Source organism: Siphonobacter sp. BAB-5385, from assembly GCF_002261125.1.
Classification (GTDB): Bacteria; Bacteroidota; Bacteroidia; order Cytophagales; family Spirosomataceae; genus Siphonobacter.
Genome location: NZ_NMPS01000176.1, coordinates 1 through 14,839, shown reverse-complemented (window position 1 = coordinate 14,839; position 14,839 = coordinate 1). Strand labels below are relative to the sequence as shown.

The 14,839-nt window shown below is 50.0% G+C and carries 12 protein-coding genes; 4 read left to right on the top strand and 8 right to left on the bottom strand.

What is annotated here, in order from left to right:
- Positions 1-2 precede the first annotated feature (2 nt).
- From BWI93_RS17425 to BWI93_RS17405, 6 genes are all read right to left on the bottom strand, one after another.
- Positions 3-1,298, bottom strand: coding sequence for a hypothetical protein (locus BWI93_RS17425; protein WP_094813558.1), 1,296 nt, complete (start codon positions 1,296-1,298; stop codon positions 3-5).
- Positions 1,295-2,041 carry a hypothetical protein gene (locus BWI93_RS28975; protein ID WP_255157936.1) on the bottom strand — a complete coding sequence of 249 codons (747 nt, stop codon included), beginning with the start codon at positions 2,039-2,041 and terminating at the stop codon, positions 1,295-1,297. The genes BWI93_RS17425 and BWI93_RS28975 overlap by 4 nt, the downstream gene beginning before the upstream one ends.
- Complete coding sequence (locus BWI93_RS28970) at positions 2,002-2,565, bottom strand: hypothetical protein (protein ID WP_255157935.1); 564 nt, start codon at positions 2,563-2,565, stop codon at positions 2,002-2,004. The genes BWI93_RS28975 and BWI93_RS28970 overlap by 40 nt, the downstream gene beginning before the upstream one ends.
- 351 nt (positions 2,566-2,916) lie before the next feature.
- On the bottom strand, positions 2,917-4,227 hold the full coding sequence (locus BWI93_RS17415; RefSeq protein ID WP_094813556.1) for an efflux transporter outer membrane subunit: 1,311 nt from the start codon (positions 4,225-4,227) through the stop codon (positions 2,917-2,919).
- A 95-nt stretch (positions 4,228-4,322) separates the two neighbouring features.
- A complete protein-coding gene (locus BWI93_RS17410; RefSeq protein ID WP_094813554.1) occupies positions 4,323-5,387 on the bottom strand; it encodes an efflux RND transporter periplasmic adaptor subunit in 1,065 nt (354 codons plus the stop codon).
- 132 nt (positions 5,388-5,519) lie between these two features.
- Positions 5,520-8,729, bottom strand: coding sequence for an efflux RND transporter permease subunit (locus BWI93_RS17405; protein ID WP_094813552.1), 3,210 nt, complete (start codon positions 8,727-8,729; stop codon positions 5,520-5,522).
- A gap of 815 nt (positions 8,730-9,544) precedes the next feature.
- Between BWI93_RS17405 and BWI93_RS17400 the strand changes: the two genes are divergently transcribed.
- Complete coding sequence (locus BWI93_RS17400; RefSeq protein ID WP_094813550.1) at positions 9,545-10,216, top strand: superoxide dismutase; 672 nt, start codon at positions 9,545-9,547, stop codon at positions 10,214-10,216.
- Between the two features lie 185 nt (positions 10,217-10,401).
- Positions 10,402-10,623, top strand: coding sequence for a hypothetical protein (locus BWI93_RS17395; RefSeq protein ID WP_094813548.1), 222 nt, complete (start codon positions 10,402-10,404; stop codon positions 10,621-10,623).
- A gap of 65 nt (positions 10,624-10,688) precedes the next feature.
- On the opposite strand, the gene BWI93_RS17390 is transcribed toward BWI93_RS17395, so the two are convergent.
- Positions 10,689-11,093 (bottom strand): DUF983 domain-containing protein, encoded by a 405-nt coding sequence (locus tag BWI93_RS17390; RefSeq protein ID WP_094813546.1) that lies wholly within the window; start codon positions 11,091-11,093, stop codon positions 10,689-10,691.
- 103 nt (positions 11,094-11,196) lie between these two features.
- A complete protein-coding gene (locus tag BWI93_RS17385; protein WP_094813544.1) occupies positions 11,197-12,054 on the bottom strand; it encodes an AraC family transcriptional regulator in 858 nt (285 codons plus the stop codon).
- A gap of 225 nt (positions 12,055-12,279) precedes the next feature.
- Between BWI93_RS17385 and BWI93_RS17380 the strand changes: the two genes are divergently transcribed.
- Positions 12,280-13,269, top strand: coding sequence for an isopenicillin N synthase family oxygenase (locus BWI93_RS17380; protein ID WP_094813542.1), 990 nt, complete (start codon positions 12,280-12,282; stop codon positions 13,267-13,269).
- Between the two features lie 158 nt (positions 13,270-13,427).
- The gene (gene mnmA, locus BWI93_RS17375; protein WP_094813540.1) at positions 13,428-14,540 is read left to right on the top strand and encodes a tRNA 2-thiouridine(34) synthase MnmA; all 1,113 of its coding nucleotides are present in this window, start codon (positions 13,428-13,430) and stop codon (positions 14,538-14,540) included.
- Positions 14,541-14,839 lie beyond the last annotated feature (299 nt).

The following is a 14,839-nucleotide window of genomic DNA, read 5'->3' as shown; positions in this document are numbered from 1 at the left end:
AACTAAAGAAAGGTCTCGCTTATAGGGAATGTATGGGAGGTACTATTGAGCGGTGCTGTACTTTTTTTTTCGGAGCGGGGAAAAGCTACGTTAATGAAATAGCCCGTTAATACCACAACGCCCACCTGAATCACGTAATCAATGGTGCGGGCTTGCAGGCCGAAAATATCGGCAGGAGTCGCGTAGTTAGGCATGCCCATCCGCCACCAGTACGAGGGGTGAATCACCGACAATACGTTAAAGATGAACAGGAGAATGACCTGTCGAAGGTTAGCCCAGTCCATTACTTCAAACACCAGCGGCAACAAAAACAGGAACAGATAATTACTATACGCACTTTGCTGGGCAATCATCATCAGACCATACATGGCTACCCAGAGGTGGGCCAGCATCACATTCACCGGCTGATTCCGCATCCGCCAGGCCGTCAGACAACCGATGCTAATGGTGGCTACCAGTCCGAGCCAGTTCCAGGCTTTCGCTCCGGTACCAATCGAATCAAACGTCCAGGGATTGATGACCGAAAGCAAGTTGGGAGCCCGTAATACATTCGCTTCATCGAGCGGCTGCAAAAATTCCAGTTTTACCAGATGATACAGAATGGCTACCGACAGGGCTCCAATCAGTGAGATGGGAATCAGAAAACGGATTTTTTCTTTTTCAATGAGAAAGAGCGGGAACAGAGCCAGTCCAAAAATGGCCTTGGTGGTTAGTACACCCAGAGCCATGACGAGGCTGTAACCAATGACCCCCCAGCGTTTGCGAACCAGAAAGGCCAGTACAACAAACAGCCACATCCAGATGTCTTCCTGGGCTCCAACCACGCACAAAACGAGTGAGCCGGGCAGTAACAGGTACAGGAGGGCCTTGAAGAGTAAATCTTCCTTACTGTAGCGGTCTTTATAAAAGAGATAAGTCAGTACCAAAGCAACCCCGTCCATCAGAGCCATGGTCAGGACAATCATGCGGGGATTGTACCAGATTTTCAGCCACATACCTAAGAAATAGGCATACAAAGGGGAATACGGGGACCAGAAATCGCGGTATACCATTTGGCCCATCGAAGCTTTACTACCTTCGTCCCAGAAGCCGTTCACATCGGAAGTAGGCTCCTGATTCGCCCATAGATAAATCACCAGAAAGGGAAACACCCGGAGCAGCAGCCAGCTCACGCCGAGTACACCGGCTACAGGTTTCGTTTTCAGCCCTGCCGTAATTGGGGGCCTGAAGTACAGCACAATACCTACCAGCAGAATACAGCCCAGGCTAATAATCAGTTTGGCCAAAACAACACTCATGCTGGCGTCAAATGTTTAGGAGTAACAATTTTAGTGGCCGTTCGGGAAACCAGCCAGAAAAAACAGGCTACGTTGAGTACCTGTAGCAGCCAGTCGAACAGATATACGGGATTGGTCAGCATACCAAACCGGGTATAATCCGGTTGCTTAATGTATACGTTTACAAAGGGCTGTACTACCGTGAGCCAGCTCAGTACTAACAAGATTGTGAGGTGTTTGTTATTCCGCAGGTCAACAATATCGAAAACGACAGCCAGCAGATACGCAATGAGGTACGCTCCGGGGGCACTGGCCTGAAAGATCATCATACAGGCAAATGTGGCAATGAACAATGCAGGTAGCGTGTGCGTCAGCGGATTAACGCGACCCCGATACGCCAGATACGAAACCAGGAGCATGGTGGTGATTAGTCCCAGCCAGTTAACCAGAGTCGAATTACTGGTATCAATGTGCACGAAAAGCTCGATGACAGGCCGGGTAATGGAAAACAGGTTCGGCGTCATCAGTTGCTCGGTATGCTGAATGGGCATAAGGAATAAGTCGCCGATTCGCCAGTAGAGAAACGCCAGAGCGGGTAATCCGATGGCGGCCATGACCAGCAGCATTTTGATCGGACGGCGTACGCTAATGAGCAGCGGGGGCAGGAAAAAGACAAACGTCGCTTTGGTGGTCAGCAGGGCGATGGCAAAAATGACGCCCAGCCCTACTTCGTAATCCTCGGAATTTTTTTGACGTGCCGCCACATGAGCAGAGCCAAACCCCAAAACCAGACTTCCTCCTGTCCATCGATAAGGATGTACATAAACGACGCCGGTAACATCCAGTAAATCAGGCTGGCCTGTAAGGCATTCGACTTTTCGGGTTTGTAAGTCCGGTACGTGCCCCACAAAATGAGCGTTTCCATCAGGACCATCAACAGAACAATGGCTCGGGAATTATGCCAGAGCCAGAGCGGCAGACTGATGATGTACGCAAACAAGGGAGCGTGATACGACCAGAAATCCCGGTACACAAATCCTCCGGCCTTTGCTCCTTCGGCTTTATAGAAAAAGAAGGGAACGTCTCCACGAGGCACCTCATTGATCACGAGAAAAATCATGACCCAGGGAATCAGCCGCAGGATAAGAAAACCCAGACTAAAGGCAAGGGTGTCGTTTTTTTGCTGCCATTGCTGAATGAGGGTTGCTTTCTTAACCGTCCAGATGATTCCGGCGGTTAATCCTACGTTCAAAAGCAGTTTAATGTAAAAAACGGTAAGAATTGACATTTATAGGATCGTTCATTCGGTGGGCCGAAGGTTCAAACGGCGGGTAAGACCATTCTGCTGGTTAAATCTATTAAGAGAAAAAACGCGGTGTTTTGACACGGATAGGTACGTTTTTTCTTCCGACCTGCAAAAGTATTTAATGTAATCGATTCGACCAACGCCTTCGGAAGATTAAGCGTTTCCCTATGGATAAATACCATTTTTTCTGAAAAATACTTAACCCTTTTGGTATTAAAAAAGGACCGAAGCGAGCTTCGATCCTTTTTGTTGCTTCCTCCCTACCCTTGGCTAACGACCAAGAGCCGTAGGTTTGATTTCTTTCATAGCCATGGATTTCAGTCTAAGGCCAAGCTACTGTCCACCCAAAGCCTTCCACAAAGCCACGGCGTATACCAGCCGTTGTCCCTGTAACTGAGCCAGTTGTCGTTCAGCATCCAGCGACGTACGTTGGGCATCGAGTACGTCGAGGTACGTCGTCAGACCTTTTCCGTACACTTCCCGCACGAGTTGCTCGGTTTTACGAGCCGTTTCAATGACGCTTTGCTGATTGCCAATCTGGGTTTCCAGATCACGGATGTTATCCAGGGCCACTTCGGCTTCGCGTTGGGCCGTCACCACTCGCTGATCCACCGACGTGCGGGCCGTTTGTATCTGCTGCTGGGCTAAGTTAATGTTTTCCCGGTTTCGCCGACCTTCATAAATCGGGAAACTAGCCGTGGCTCCAACCGTATACGTATAGCTGGACGGTAGCACCAGATCACCAATCCTACCACTGATCAGACCACCCGAACCGCCTACGTTGATCCGAGGTTTCAGGGCTTTTCTTGCTATATCCGCGTTAATATCTGCTGCCGATACCTGTACATTCGACTGCTGAATGTCAGGACGGTTCTGTAGTAAATCAACCGTAATATTGGCGTACGTTGGCGTTGGGTATGGGGGTAACGTAGCCGGCGGCAGGGTGAAAGTCCCTGCATCCTGACCCGTTAGAATGGCTAGTCCATTGGTTAACTCGTGACGACTCCGTTGCAAAGCAGTACGTTGAGTTTGCAGATTACCAATCTCCGTTTCGGCCCGGCGGACGTCGATTTCGCTGGTCAGGCCAATCCGGAATCGTTCGCGAACCACCGCCAGTACGGAATCCCGGGCGGACAAGGTTCGCTCGAAAACTGTTTGTTCGGCATCGTTGGAGCGTACCAGAGCATAGAGACGGGCAATTTCGGCGGCTACCGCCAAACGGGCAATCCGAACATCGGCCTCACTCAGTTGCGTCTGCACTTCGGAAAGACGCACGGTCTGCCGGATTCGTCCGAATAAATCCAGTTCGAAACTGGCATCAATGGGAATTTGAAACGTCGTCAGTTGTACCCGCACCGCCCGTACGTTGGTAAACTGAACGGGCCGGTTGGGCGAAAGACTTTGCGTCTGAATGCCCGGATTCCCCCGAACTACAGGTCGCAGGTACGACTCGGCCACCCGTACGCGTACGCGGGCTTCCTCGACCCGACTCAGGGCATTTCGTATATCAGGATTGAAATTGAGTCCGGCCTCGATGAGTTTATCCAGTTCCGGATCGGCAAAAGGTCGACTGGTGGGCGTCTGTGCCGTAACCATACTGGTCACCAGCAAAAGCAACCCACTGATTTTCAATAAACAATTCATACGTTCGGTAAAAACTTTGGGAAGTTGAGGCAGTTTTCAGTTTGCGGTTTGCAGGTGAGTATTCCACTGAAAACAGAAAACCGCAAACTGAAAACTTATTTTACGCGTACCATGCCTCCTTCTTTGAGGCCGTCGGATGGGTTGGCTACCAGGCGTTCGCTGCCCTGTAATCCATCCAGTACTTCCAGGCTCGTACCAAAATCGCGTCCAATCGTGATGGGCTGAAAATGCACCTGACCGTTGGAAGAAACAATGACGACCCGGGAGCCTTCGGGCGTAACCAGCAGCGTGTTGGCCGGAATCCGTACGGGAGGGTTAATCGCCCGTACGTCCAGCGTTACCTGTCCGTACAAACCAGCAACTAACTCGCCAGAGCGATTGGGAATGGCTACTTCCGTCAGCAACGTACGCGAGGCCGATCGAAGCGTACCCGAGGTACGCACCACTTTACCCGTGAAGCTTTTACCCAGTTCGGGCACCTTCACCGTAGCGGGCAGTCCGATTTTTACGAGTTGGTAATACGTCTGAGGTACGTCGATGTACACCCGCAGGGTATCCAGTTGAGATACCGTAAACAGGGGAATATTGCCCGTATTAATCAACGCTCCTACGTCCGCATTCCGGGCCGTTATAATTCCATTGAAAGGAGCCCGTACCTGTTGCAGACTCTTCAGGGCTTCGAGCCGACGTAACGCCGCCCGGCCTACTTCGTAGCCCGCCTGACGGGTATCCACATCCTGTTGCGAAACGGCTCCGGGAAGCGTCACGCTTTTCACGCGATCCAGATTCACCTGAGCCAGTTTCATATCCGCCTGAGCTTTCAGAATGTCCTGATCCAATTCAGGAGCTTCAATCGTGGCCAGTAAGCTGCCCCGGTTTACTTTCGATCCAATATCGACCAAACGTTGCCGCAAAAAACCCTGCGTACGGGCGTATACCTGCGTTTCGCGGTACGGCATGATCTGTCCGGGCAAGGTCAGTCCCGTGGTGTCGGCGGTACGTTTCGCGATGACGACGTTCACCAGGGGCAGGCGATTTTTGGCAGCGTCGCTTTCGGCGTGCAGTTCCTGCTGATTTCTGATTCGGGGTAATACGCCTACGAAGAAGAATAAAGCCAATAATCCCACCGGAATCAGCCATATCCAGAGATTTCTCTTCATGATCTATATACTAGTTTTCTGTTTACAGTTTTCTGTTTTCAATGGGTAGATTTCATGACTTACCGTTTCTGTTTAAAAAATTTGTTGCTCTCGCAGGTAACAGAGAACGGTAAACTGAAAACTGCCCACTCATCAAACTTCCATCTCAGCCAGTTCCTTCTCTTCGGCCATTTCGGCTTCGGTGCGGTTTTTCGCCAGATAGCTAAATACGACGGGTACGAAAAGCAGCGTCGTAAAGGTGGCCAGTAACAACCCGCCAATCACGGCCCGCCCCAGCGGAGCGTTCTGCTCACCGCCCTCGCCGAGTCCTAAAGACATCGGCAACATCCCGATGATCATCGCCAGGGCCGTCATCAAAATCGGACGTAAACGGGTACGGCCCGCTTCCAGAGCTGACTCATACGGACTCATGTGCAGATCAAACACCTGCTCCTGAGCGAAGCTTACCAATAGAATGGAGTTGGCCGTAGCGACCCCCACACTCATGATCGCCCCCATCAGCGAAGGAATACTGAAGGTGGTCTGACTCAAGAACAACAGCCATACTACCCCGCACATCGCTCCGGGAAGAGCCGTAATAATGATGAACGGGTACAAAAAGGACTGGAAGTTGACGACCATCAGCATGTACACTAGAATGGCCGCAAACAACAAACCAATGCCTAACCGCGTAAAGGCTGAATTCATACTTTCCACCTGACCGCGTACTTCGATTTTATTTCCCGGCTTAAGCTGTTGCTGGTATTCCTTGACGCTCTCGGAAAGTTTTCCGGAAACGCTTCCCAGATCCGTCCGTTCCACCGAGGCGTACACATCAAACATGGGTTGCGTATTCATCCGATTCACCACCATCGGCGTTACGCGACGTTCGACCTTGGCCACGTTGGCCAGGGATTGCGGCGTCAGTTCGCCGGTTTGCGTCACTAGAGGCGTTTGCAACAGTTTATCCAGCGTATTGAGTTTATACGGCGGCGTCTGTACGGCTACCAGATACGGGAAGCCCGTAACCGGGTCCGGCCAGAAGTTCGGGTTTACCTGCGTGGTACCACTCATGGAAATCATCATGTTGTTGGCCACCTTGGTTTCATTGAGCCCCAGCTGATTCGCTCGCTCGCGGTCAATATTCACGAATAATTCAGGAGCGTTCATGACCTGATGCAGGTGCACATCGACCGTACCGGGTATCTGAGCTACTTTACTGCGGATTTCCTGAGCAATGCGTAAGTTATTCTTCCGGTCGAAACCCGTCACCTGAATGTCAATGGGTGCGGTCAGACCGAAGTTCAGAATCTGCGTTACGATATCGGCTGGCTGGAAGAAAAAGGTTACCTGCGGCAGAGCCTCAGCCAGCTTGGCCCGAATTTCCCGCATGTATTCTTCCGTCGGACGACTTTTCTCTTTTTTAAGAGCTACCAACAATTCCGCATCGGCAGAACCCAGCGATGAGTTGTCCTGAAATACGAAGTTGTACCCTTCGCTCGTCAAACCAATGTTGGCAATAACCGTTTCGATTTCATTCGCCGGAATGATCTGCCGGATCACTGCCTCAGCCTGACCCGCCGTACGCTCCGTAGCTTCCAGTCGGGAACCCGCCGGAGCCCGCATGTGCAGTCTGAACTGGCCGGCATCTACGCTGGGGAAGAAGTCACGACCCACGAAAGGAACCATTACCGCCGTAACCATCACAACGACCAGGAATACCCCCAGTACCGTTTTTCGGTGCCCCAGATTCCATTGCAATACCCGCAGATAGCGTGCTTGAAAACGGTCGAAGCCCCGGTTGAAGCTTTGGTAAATACGGGCAAAAGGATTAGGTTTTTTGGCCTGACCGTTCAAATGTCCCTCCTGGTGATGTGGCTCGGATTTGAGCAACAAGTCGGCCAGCGTGGGTACCAGGGTACGTGAAAGGATATACGAAGCAATCATGGCGAATACCACCGATAAAGCCAGCGGACCGAACAGGAAGCGGGCCGGACCTTCCAGAAAGAGTACCGACACGAACACAATACAGATCGTTAACGTGGCGACCAGCGTCGGCGTGGCAATCTGGTGTGCCCCCACCATAATCGCCCTTCGCAGGGGCAGACCTAACTCTTCATTTCGGTGAATGTTCTCAATCGTTACCGTCGCGTCATCCACCAGAATACCAATGGCCAGAGCCAAACCGCCCAGCGTATTGATGTTCAGCGTTTCGCCCATCAGATACAAAACGGCGAGCGAACTCAGAATCGAGAGGGGTATGGAAATAGCAACAATCAGCGTACTCCGCCAGCTACCCAGGAAGAGCAGAATCATGGCGGCCGTCAGCAGGGCCGCAATCAACCCTTCCACGACTACCCCGTGAATCGAGGCTCGTACGAATACGGATTGGTCAAAAAGTTCAGTAATCTTCAGGGAAGCCGGAGCGGCTCCGCGAACCGCCGGGAGTACTTCATTGCGGATTTTATCGACGACTTCGGTCGTTGAGGCATTCCCGGTTTTTACGATATTGAGCAATACGCCCCGTCGGCCATCCTGCTTGACTACGTTCGTTTGTACAATTGATCCATCATGGACGTTAGCCACATCGCGTAAGTGCAGGACCACGCCGCCGGGCAGCGTTTTCACCGGAATATCGTTCAACGCAATGATGGCGTCGGGCTTGGTGTTCAGGCGTACGTTATATTCTCTTTCCTCCAGCCGAAGCTGACCACTCGGCAGGGTCAGGTTCTGAGCGGATACGGCATTGACTACATCTTCGGGTGATACGCCGCGAGCCGTAAGCAATTCAGGATCAAGGTCCACCATCACCTGACGGGCTTTTCCGCCGAACGGCTGCGACAGACGGCTCCCCTGTACGGTCGAAATCATGGGCCGTATCCGGGTCGTAATATAGTCGGTGATTTGGGATTCCGTCAGACTGTCCGAGGATATACTCAGCTGCAGAATGGGAACGTCCGTAGCGTTGTACCGCACAATAATCGGCGGTTGCGTTCCAGGCGGCATCCGTACCCGAATCGTCTGCGAAATGGCCGTAATGGAAGCCAGGGCCTCCTCAATTTTCACCGTGGGCTGAAAGAAGATTTTCAGTACGGCCACCCCATTGTAGGTCTGGGATTCCACCCGCTGGATGTCAGAGGCGTTATTGATGACCGACGTTTCGGAAAAGTTGGTAATCATCTTTTCCATTTCGTCCGTCGAAAGTCCCCGGTACGACCAGATTACGGAAATAACCGGAATGTTGATACGGGGAAAAATGTCGGTGGGCATCTGACGAATGGATACCACACCCATAATCAGGATCAGCAGAGCCAGCACCGCAATGGTATACTTCCGCTGTAAAGCTAATCGAACAATCCACATAACAAGAGGGGGTAGTGTCTAACACTCTATCAATTAAAGCTCTTTGTAAGTGCGTCTTACAGTCGATCACTGGAGCCTATACACGCCAGGGACAAGCAATGGAGAATCGTTCTGTTCATTTAGTTGCCGCATTTCCCGGATAAATCTAATTACAGAACCAATCTAGCTCCCTGCTCCTCTTGGCTAATTTCGCCAGTACTGGTAAAGTTCTGAAAGATCAGAGGCAGATTTTTAAAAATATTTGGCAAAGGGCGGCGAATGCCATTCGGATTTTGCACAAATCTGGGTGAGAACAAAACTAGTCATAGCAAATGGGAAGAAATGACGTATGTATTAAATAAGTACAAATCTCAGAAAAGGGCTGGCGGAATACTTTGACCTAAATCAAACAATTAAAATTAAAGCTTATTTTAATGTAGCGATCGCGAAAATCGACTTACTGTTCAATTCTAAAGACATTTCGGGGCGATCTCCCGCCAGTATCCTTTGCTGTTACAAAGGTCCTCCCTGCCCGCCTGTAACTTCATATCCATACGAAAGATTTTTGTATGAAAACGAAAGATCCATCGCTCATTCGGATTCTGAGGGCCGGCTGTCAGGGATAAATCATCGTTTAAACGCTATACAGACGATCTTTTGCCGCCGGGCCTTCCCTGGCCTATCCGTTGAAAGCACGGTTTGGGCGTTGACCAGCGTAGCTCCCAATCCATAAAAGTTTATCACCGAAACGCTTGTAGCCTGAAATGGTACAGATATTTTTGCCTTTGAGCTGCACCTAAGCAGTGTTTCAGATCCTTAAGAAACCATTTTCAACCATGAAATTTAAATCCCTTTTGGTAGCCGGCCTGCTGGCTTCGGCTTTTCAGGTTTCGGCACAGTTTACTCAAGCTCCCCTGCCTTACGCCTTCGACGCTTTAGAACCAAGCATCGACAAGCAAACGATGGAAATTCACTACGGCAAACACCACAAAGCGTACGTTGATAATCTAAACAAAGCCGTAGAAGGCAAACCCGAAGCTTCACAGACCATTTTTCAGGTGGTGAAGAAAATTGATAAAAACACGGCTCCGGCTATCCGGAACAACGCCGGTGGTCACTGGAACCACACCTTTTTCTGGAATACCATTGGCCCCAAACGCGGTGGCAAACCTTCCGGTGAATTAGCGGACGCGATTACGAAATCGTTTGGTACCTACGATAAATTCGTTGAGGAATTCAATAAAGCGGCTACGAGCCGGTTCGGTTCAGGCTGGGCCTGGCTGATCGTAACGCCGGATAAAAAACTGGCTGTTGTTTCAACGCCTAACCAGGACAACCCCTTGATGGCCCTGGCCGAAACGCCCGGTACACCGGTGATTGGTCTGGACGTATGGGAGCACGCTTACTACCTCAAGTATCAGAACAAACGTCCCGACTATATCAAAGCGTACTGGGACGTAGTAAACTGGGAGGCAGCAGCTAAAAACTACGCTGACGCGGTGAAATAAGCTTTCTCAAGCCCAAAAAAGGATGGTTTCGTCAATACGGAGCCATCCTTTTTTTGTTGCATGTAGGTGCTCAACCTCACTTTGGTACGGTAATCAGGGCCTGCTTCCGATGGTGGAAAGCTTTTTTCGGGTGTACGCAGAAATGCTTCCCTTTGTAGCGTCATTCTCGTAAAAGCCCTATCTCTATGTTTAATCTCATTTCCATCCTGCTCGGCATCGTAGCCTTTGTGATTGCTTTGGCGGGACTCATTCCCTTCATTGGTATTGTCAATTGGGTCGCCCTTCCCGTTGCGTTTATCGGCCTGGGCTTTGGAGCTTTTTCGGAAAGTAAAACGGGTCGTAACCTCAATATCTTCGTACTCATTGTGGCCATCCTCCGGCTCATGCTGGGTGGAGGCATCCTGTAAGGCGATATAAAAAAGACCTCCCATCGCTGGGAGGCCTTCTGCAAACAGGTACTACGCAATAAACATTAGATCGCTGGTTTTAAATCCACGGCTTTCTGTTTGGCTTTGGCGGGGTCGTAATCGACGAACAGATTAAGCCAGGTCCGACGGGCCAGCCGGAAAAACCAGGGCATCAGCAAAACCAAAGTCGGAACCAGAAAGACCAGGAAATAATCAAGGTCCAGTTTCAAGACGTACGTATAGACGACGAAAGCGGTCAGACACCAGGCTACGTACAGAGCATAACTCACGTACAAAGCTCCCCAGTAAAAACCGGGCTCGGGTACCAGCGTTTCGTTACAATGCGGGCAATGGTGGTGAATTTCGTCAAAATGACGCTGGAAGGAAGTCTTGGTTTTGAAGAAATCTCCCTGGTGGCATTTTGGACATTTATTAAAAGCGATGCTATATAATTTCGAATTAAGTGCCATGATCGTGAAGGTTCAGAAGAAAATCCCTTTCTGATTCCTGATACAAAGATAATTTCTTCTTTCTTTTCACGTAAGGTATGAATACGGACAAGAATGGTACAAATCAACGATTTTGTGATTCTCGAAAATCTAATGGCGTTTGTCCCGTATGCGTTCGGAAAAAACGAACGAAGTACGAAGGGTCTTCAAAATGCAGCAGGTAGCCGATTTCCTTGATGGACAGAGCCGTATGCGTCAGCAGACGTTTGGCCTCAATAATAATTCGTTCGTAAAGCAACTGGCTGGCCGTTTTGCCCAGTAGCGTTTTACAGATATTGTTGAGGTGGTTGGGGCTGATGTGTAATTGTTCAGCGTAGGTTTTTACTTCCCGCACGTCCAGAAACTGCTCTTCCAGTAATTCTTCATACTGCCGGATCCGGTCGTAGTAATGGGTCGATTCACCCGGCCACTGGTTTTGATAGACGCGGTTCGCCTTTTCCAGGATAATATGTAAGTACGACAGAAACACCTCCGATCGATTGACTTCAGCCGCCGTATATTCCTGATACATCAGCTCGTACAGGGACACGAACGTTTCATCTGTTACTTCCAGTAAGGGTCGATGCTGGTGGGAGTGATAAAAAGGATACGCAAACAATCGATTAGGAAAGCGGCTACGAAAGTAATTGGGCTCGAAAAAGAGATTATAGCCTTTAATATCCGGTGAAAGCTCCCAGCTGTGTACCTGACCCGGCGTTAGAAAATACAATTGGTGAGGTCCTACCTCATAGGTACGAAAGTCGATCGTATGCGTTCCATGTCCTTCCTTGATCCACATCAGCAGATAAAACGTGTGGGAATGTGATTTATCGATGCCTTGGAATTCACGCACCAGTTTTTCGAGTGGAGTCATGAAAAAGGGTACGTCGGGTTCGTGCCGCTGGAAGGCTTGAATATTATAGGTAGGAAATTCGGTGCTCATACGTTTCAGTTCAGGTGTAGGGATATCAACCGAATAGTCGATATCATTGGCAATGTTCGGGATAAAAACGCCGGAGGCAAGGTTATTCGGTGAATTTAGCGGTAAGCCAGTCTCCTAATAGAGCTCCTGCCCGGTAGCGATTGATTTTCATTCACTAAACGCAAAATCGCAGCACCTAAGCCTAAACTTGCTTACTTTTGTACAACACTTTATCCCTAGTACATCATGGAAAGTCTTCAAAATGACGCTCTTTTGGACGAAATCCCATCGCTGGACTTGGCTGATTTTACCTCGGGTAATGCCGAGCGAAAAGCCAGGTTCGTAGCTGATCTGGGCCGGGCGTTTAACAATATCGGTTTCGTTGCGATCAAAAACCACGGCCTCACGGCTGAGTTGCAGGACCATCTATATGCAGCAGTGAAGGAATTTTTCTTTAAAGCTGACGACTACAAGAAACAATACGAAGTGCCGGGCATTGCCGGACAACGGGGTTACGTAGGCAAGGGAAAGGAAACCGCTAAAGGTTTCAAAGTAGCGGATCTGAAAGAATTCTACCACGTGGGCCAGCCCCACCCTACTACCGACGACGGTGATTCCGTTTGGGCAGATTATCCAAAAAATGTATTTCCAGAAGACCTTCCGGCTTTTGAACAGTATACCGTACAAACGTATCAGACGTTTGAACAAACGGGAAAAACACTCTTGCGGGCCATTGCTCTGTATCTGGAATTACCCGAGGATTACTTCGAGGATAAGGTGAAGCACGGTAACAGCATTTTACGGGCTCTCCATTACTTCCCGCTCGACCCCAATGTAGTGGAACCGGGAGCCGTGCGGGCCGCGGCTCACGGTGATATTAACCTGATTACGCTACTGATGGGAGCTAGTGCCGAAGGACTCGAGGTTCTGCGTCGGGACGGAGCATGGATTGGTATTACGGCCTTGCCCGACCAGATCATCGTCAATGTAGGGGATATGCTCGACCGCCTTACTAATCACAAGCTGAAGTCGACGATTCACCGGGTAGTCAATCCTTCGCGGGAAAAAATGAACACCTCCCGGTTTTCGATTCCTTTCTTTATGCACCCTCGCTCAGAGATGGATTTGACTTCACTGGAAAGTTGCATTGATACGCAGCATCCTAAACTTTATACGGACATGACCGCCGGAGAGTTTCTGGATGAACGCCTGCTGGAACTAGGCCTTAAAAAGTAGTACGTTTCAGGAGCAGTACTCGCATTACTGCTCCTGAAATTGAACTTTCACCCAAGGGTTTGGGTTGAAATGCACTCCCTTAGATTTACCAGTACCTTTTTGTAGTGATACATACTACATCACCAATCGCAGGGCTTTGAACCCTGGTCGGATTCATTATGAGCAAACACGGACGTATTCTGGTCGCCATGAGTGGCGGCATTGATTCTTCACTGGCAGCGGTTCTGCTGCACGAACAAGGTTACGAAGTCATTGGTATGACGATGAAAACCTGGGACTACGCCAGTTCCGGGGGTACGAAAAAAGAAACGGGCTGTTGCAGTCTCGACAGTATCAATGATGCCCGTAACGTAGCGGTACAGTTGGGCTTTCCGCACTATATTCTCGACATTCGGAATGAATTTGGAGATTACGTGATCGACCATTTCACGGGTGAGTACCTGGAAGGACGTACGCCTAACCCCTGCGTTTTGTGCAATACGCACATCAAGTGGGACGCTTTGTTACGGCGGGCCGACAAGCTCGATTGCGAGTTTATTGCTACAGGTCACTATGCCAACCTGCGGGAAGGCAACGGCGGTCCGTCGCACGGTCGTCATATCGTATCGAAGGGTTTGGATACCTGGAAAGATCAGAGTTACGTACTCTGGGGGGTATCACAGGACAGTCTGGCCCGTACCAAGCTTCCCCTGGGTAATTTCCGTAAAAGTGAAATTCGAGAAATGGCCAAAGAACGCGGTTTCTTTGAGTTAGCCAGCAAGGCAGAAAGCTACGAGATCTGCTTTGTACCGGATAACGATTATCGCGGTTTCCTGAAACGCCGTATTCCTACCCTGGAGGCAGAAGTAGCCGGCGGTAACTTCGTCGATCAGGAAGGGAAAGTACTGGGCACGCACGAAGGTTATCCGTTCTATACCATTGGCCAACGCAAAGGCCTGGGTATTGCTCTGGGCTACCCCGCTTTCGTTACGGAAATTCGGAAAGACAGCAATGAAGTCGTACTGGGCCGTGACCGCGACCTGGAACGGACTGGTATGATGGTTAGTCAGCTGAATATGCAGAAGTATGCCGAACTGACGCAACCCCTGGAAACAGTCACGAAAATTCGTTATAAGCACGAGGGAACACCGGCCATCATTACGCAAACTGGTGGGCAAATGGAAGTACGCTTCCATGAACCCGTAACCGGCGTAGCTCCCGGTCAGGCAGCCGTTTTTTACGAAGGCGACGACGTAGTAGGCGGCGGCTGGATTACCAAAGCCCTGCGGTAGAGATAAGCTTTCACTACATAAAGAGCCAAGGAATGTGCCGCAAGACATCGTTTAATCGCTGTCAACATACGGTAAATTCCTTGGCTCATTTTGTAAGAGAACGGATTTTGAGACAATAAAAATAAAGTCCGCAGCAGTGAGACTTATGCAGACTGGTAGGCACAACCTACCAATTTTTGCGTCTGTAGTAAACGGTGCGGGCAACCCGCCCCGCTAATGTTAATCGAGTTTGACTAGCCAGAACACAAGCGGAGCAGTCTTCTCCTTTACCCAGCACTTAACCCCGAAGGGGTTCAATG

Bases quoted from the DNA above. Each gene is read 5' to 3' on its own strand.
- BWI93_RS28970 (WP_255157935.1), bottom strand. From the start codon at position 2,565: ATGTCAATTCTTACCGTTTTTTACATTAAACTGCTTTTGAACGTAGGA.
- BWI93_RS17395 (WP_094813548.1), top strand. From the start codon at position 10,402: ATGTTTAATCTCATTTCCATCCTGCTCGGCATCGTAGCCTTTGTGATT.
- BWI93_RS17415 (WP_094813556.1), bottom strand. From the start codon at position 4,227: ATGAATTGTTTATTGAAAATCAGTGGGTTGCTTTTGCTGGTGACCAGT.
- BWI93_RS17390 (WP_094813546.1), bottom strand. From the start codon at position 11,093: ATGGCACTTAATTCGAAATTATATAGCATCGCTTTTAATAAATGTCCA.
- BWI93_RS17400 (WP_094813550.1), top strand. From the start codon at position 9,545: ATGAAATTTAAATCCCTTTTGGTAGCCGGCCTGCTGGCTTCGGCTTTT.
- BWI93_RS17405 (WP_094813552.1), bottom strand. From the start codon at position 8,729: ATGTGGATTGTTCGATTAGCTTTACAGCGGAAGTATACCATTGCGGTG.
- BWI93_RS17380 (WP_094813542.1), top strand. From the start codon at position 12,280: ATGGAAAGTCTTCAAAATGACGCTCTTTTGGACGAAATCCCATCGCTG.
- BWI93_RS17410 (WP_094813554.1), bottom strand. From the start codon at position 5,387: ATGAAGAGAAATCTCTGGATATGGCTGATTCCGGTGGGATTATTGGCT.
- BWI93_RS17425 (WP_094813558.1), bottom strand. From the start codon at position 1,298: ATGAGTGTTGTTTTGGCCAAACTGATTATTAGCCTGGGCTGTATTCTG.
- BWI93_RS17385 (WP_094813544.1), bottom strand. From the start codon at position 12,054: ATGAGCACCGAATTTCCTACCTATAATATTCAAGCCTTCCAGCGGCAC.
- mnmA (WP_094813540.1), top strand. From the start codon at position 13,428: ATGAGCAAACACGGACGTATTCTGGTCGCCATGAGTGGCGGCATTGAT.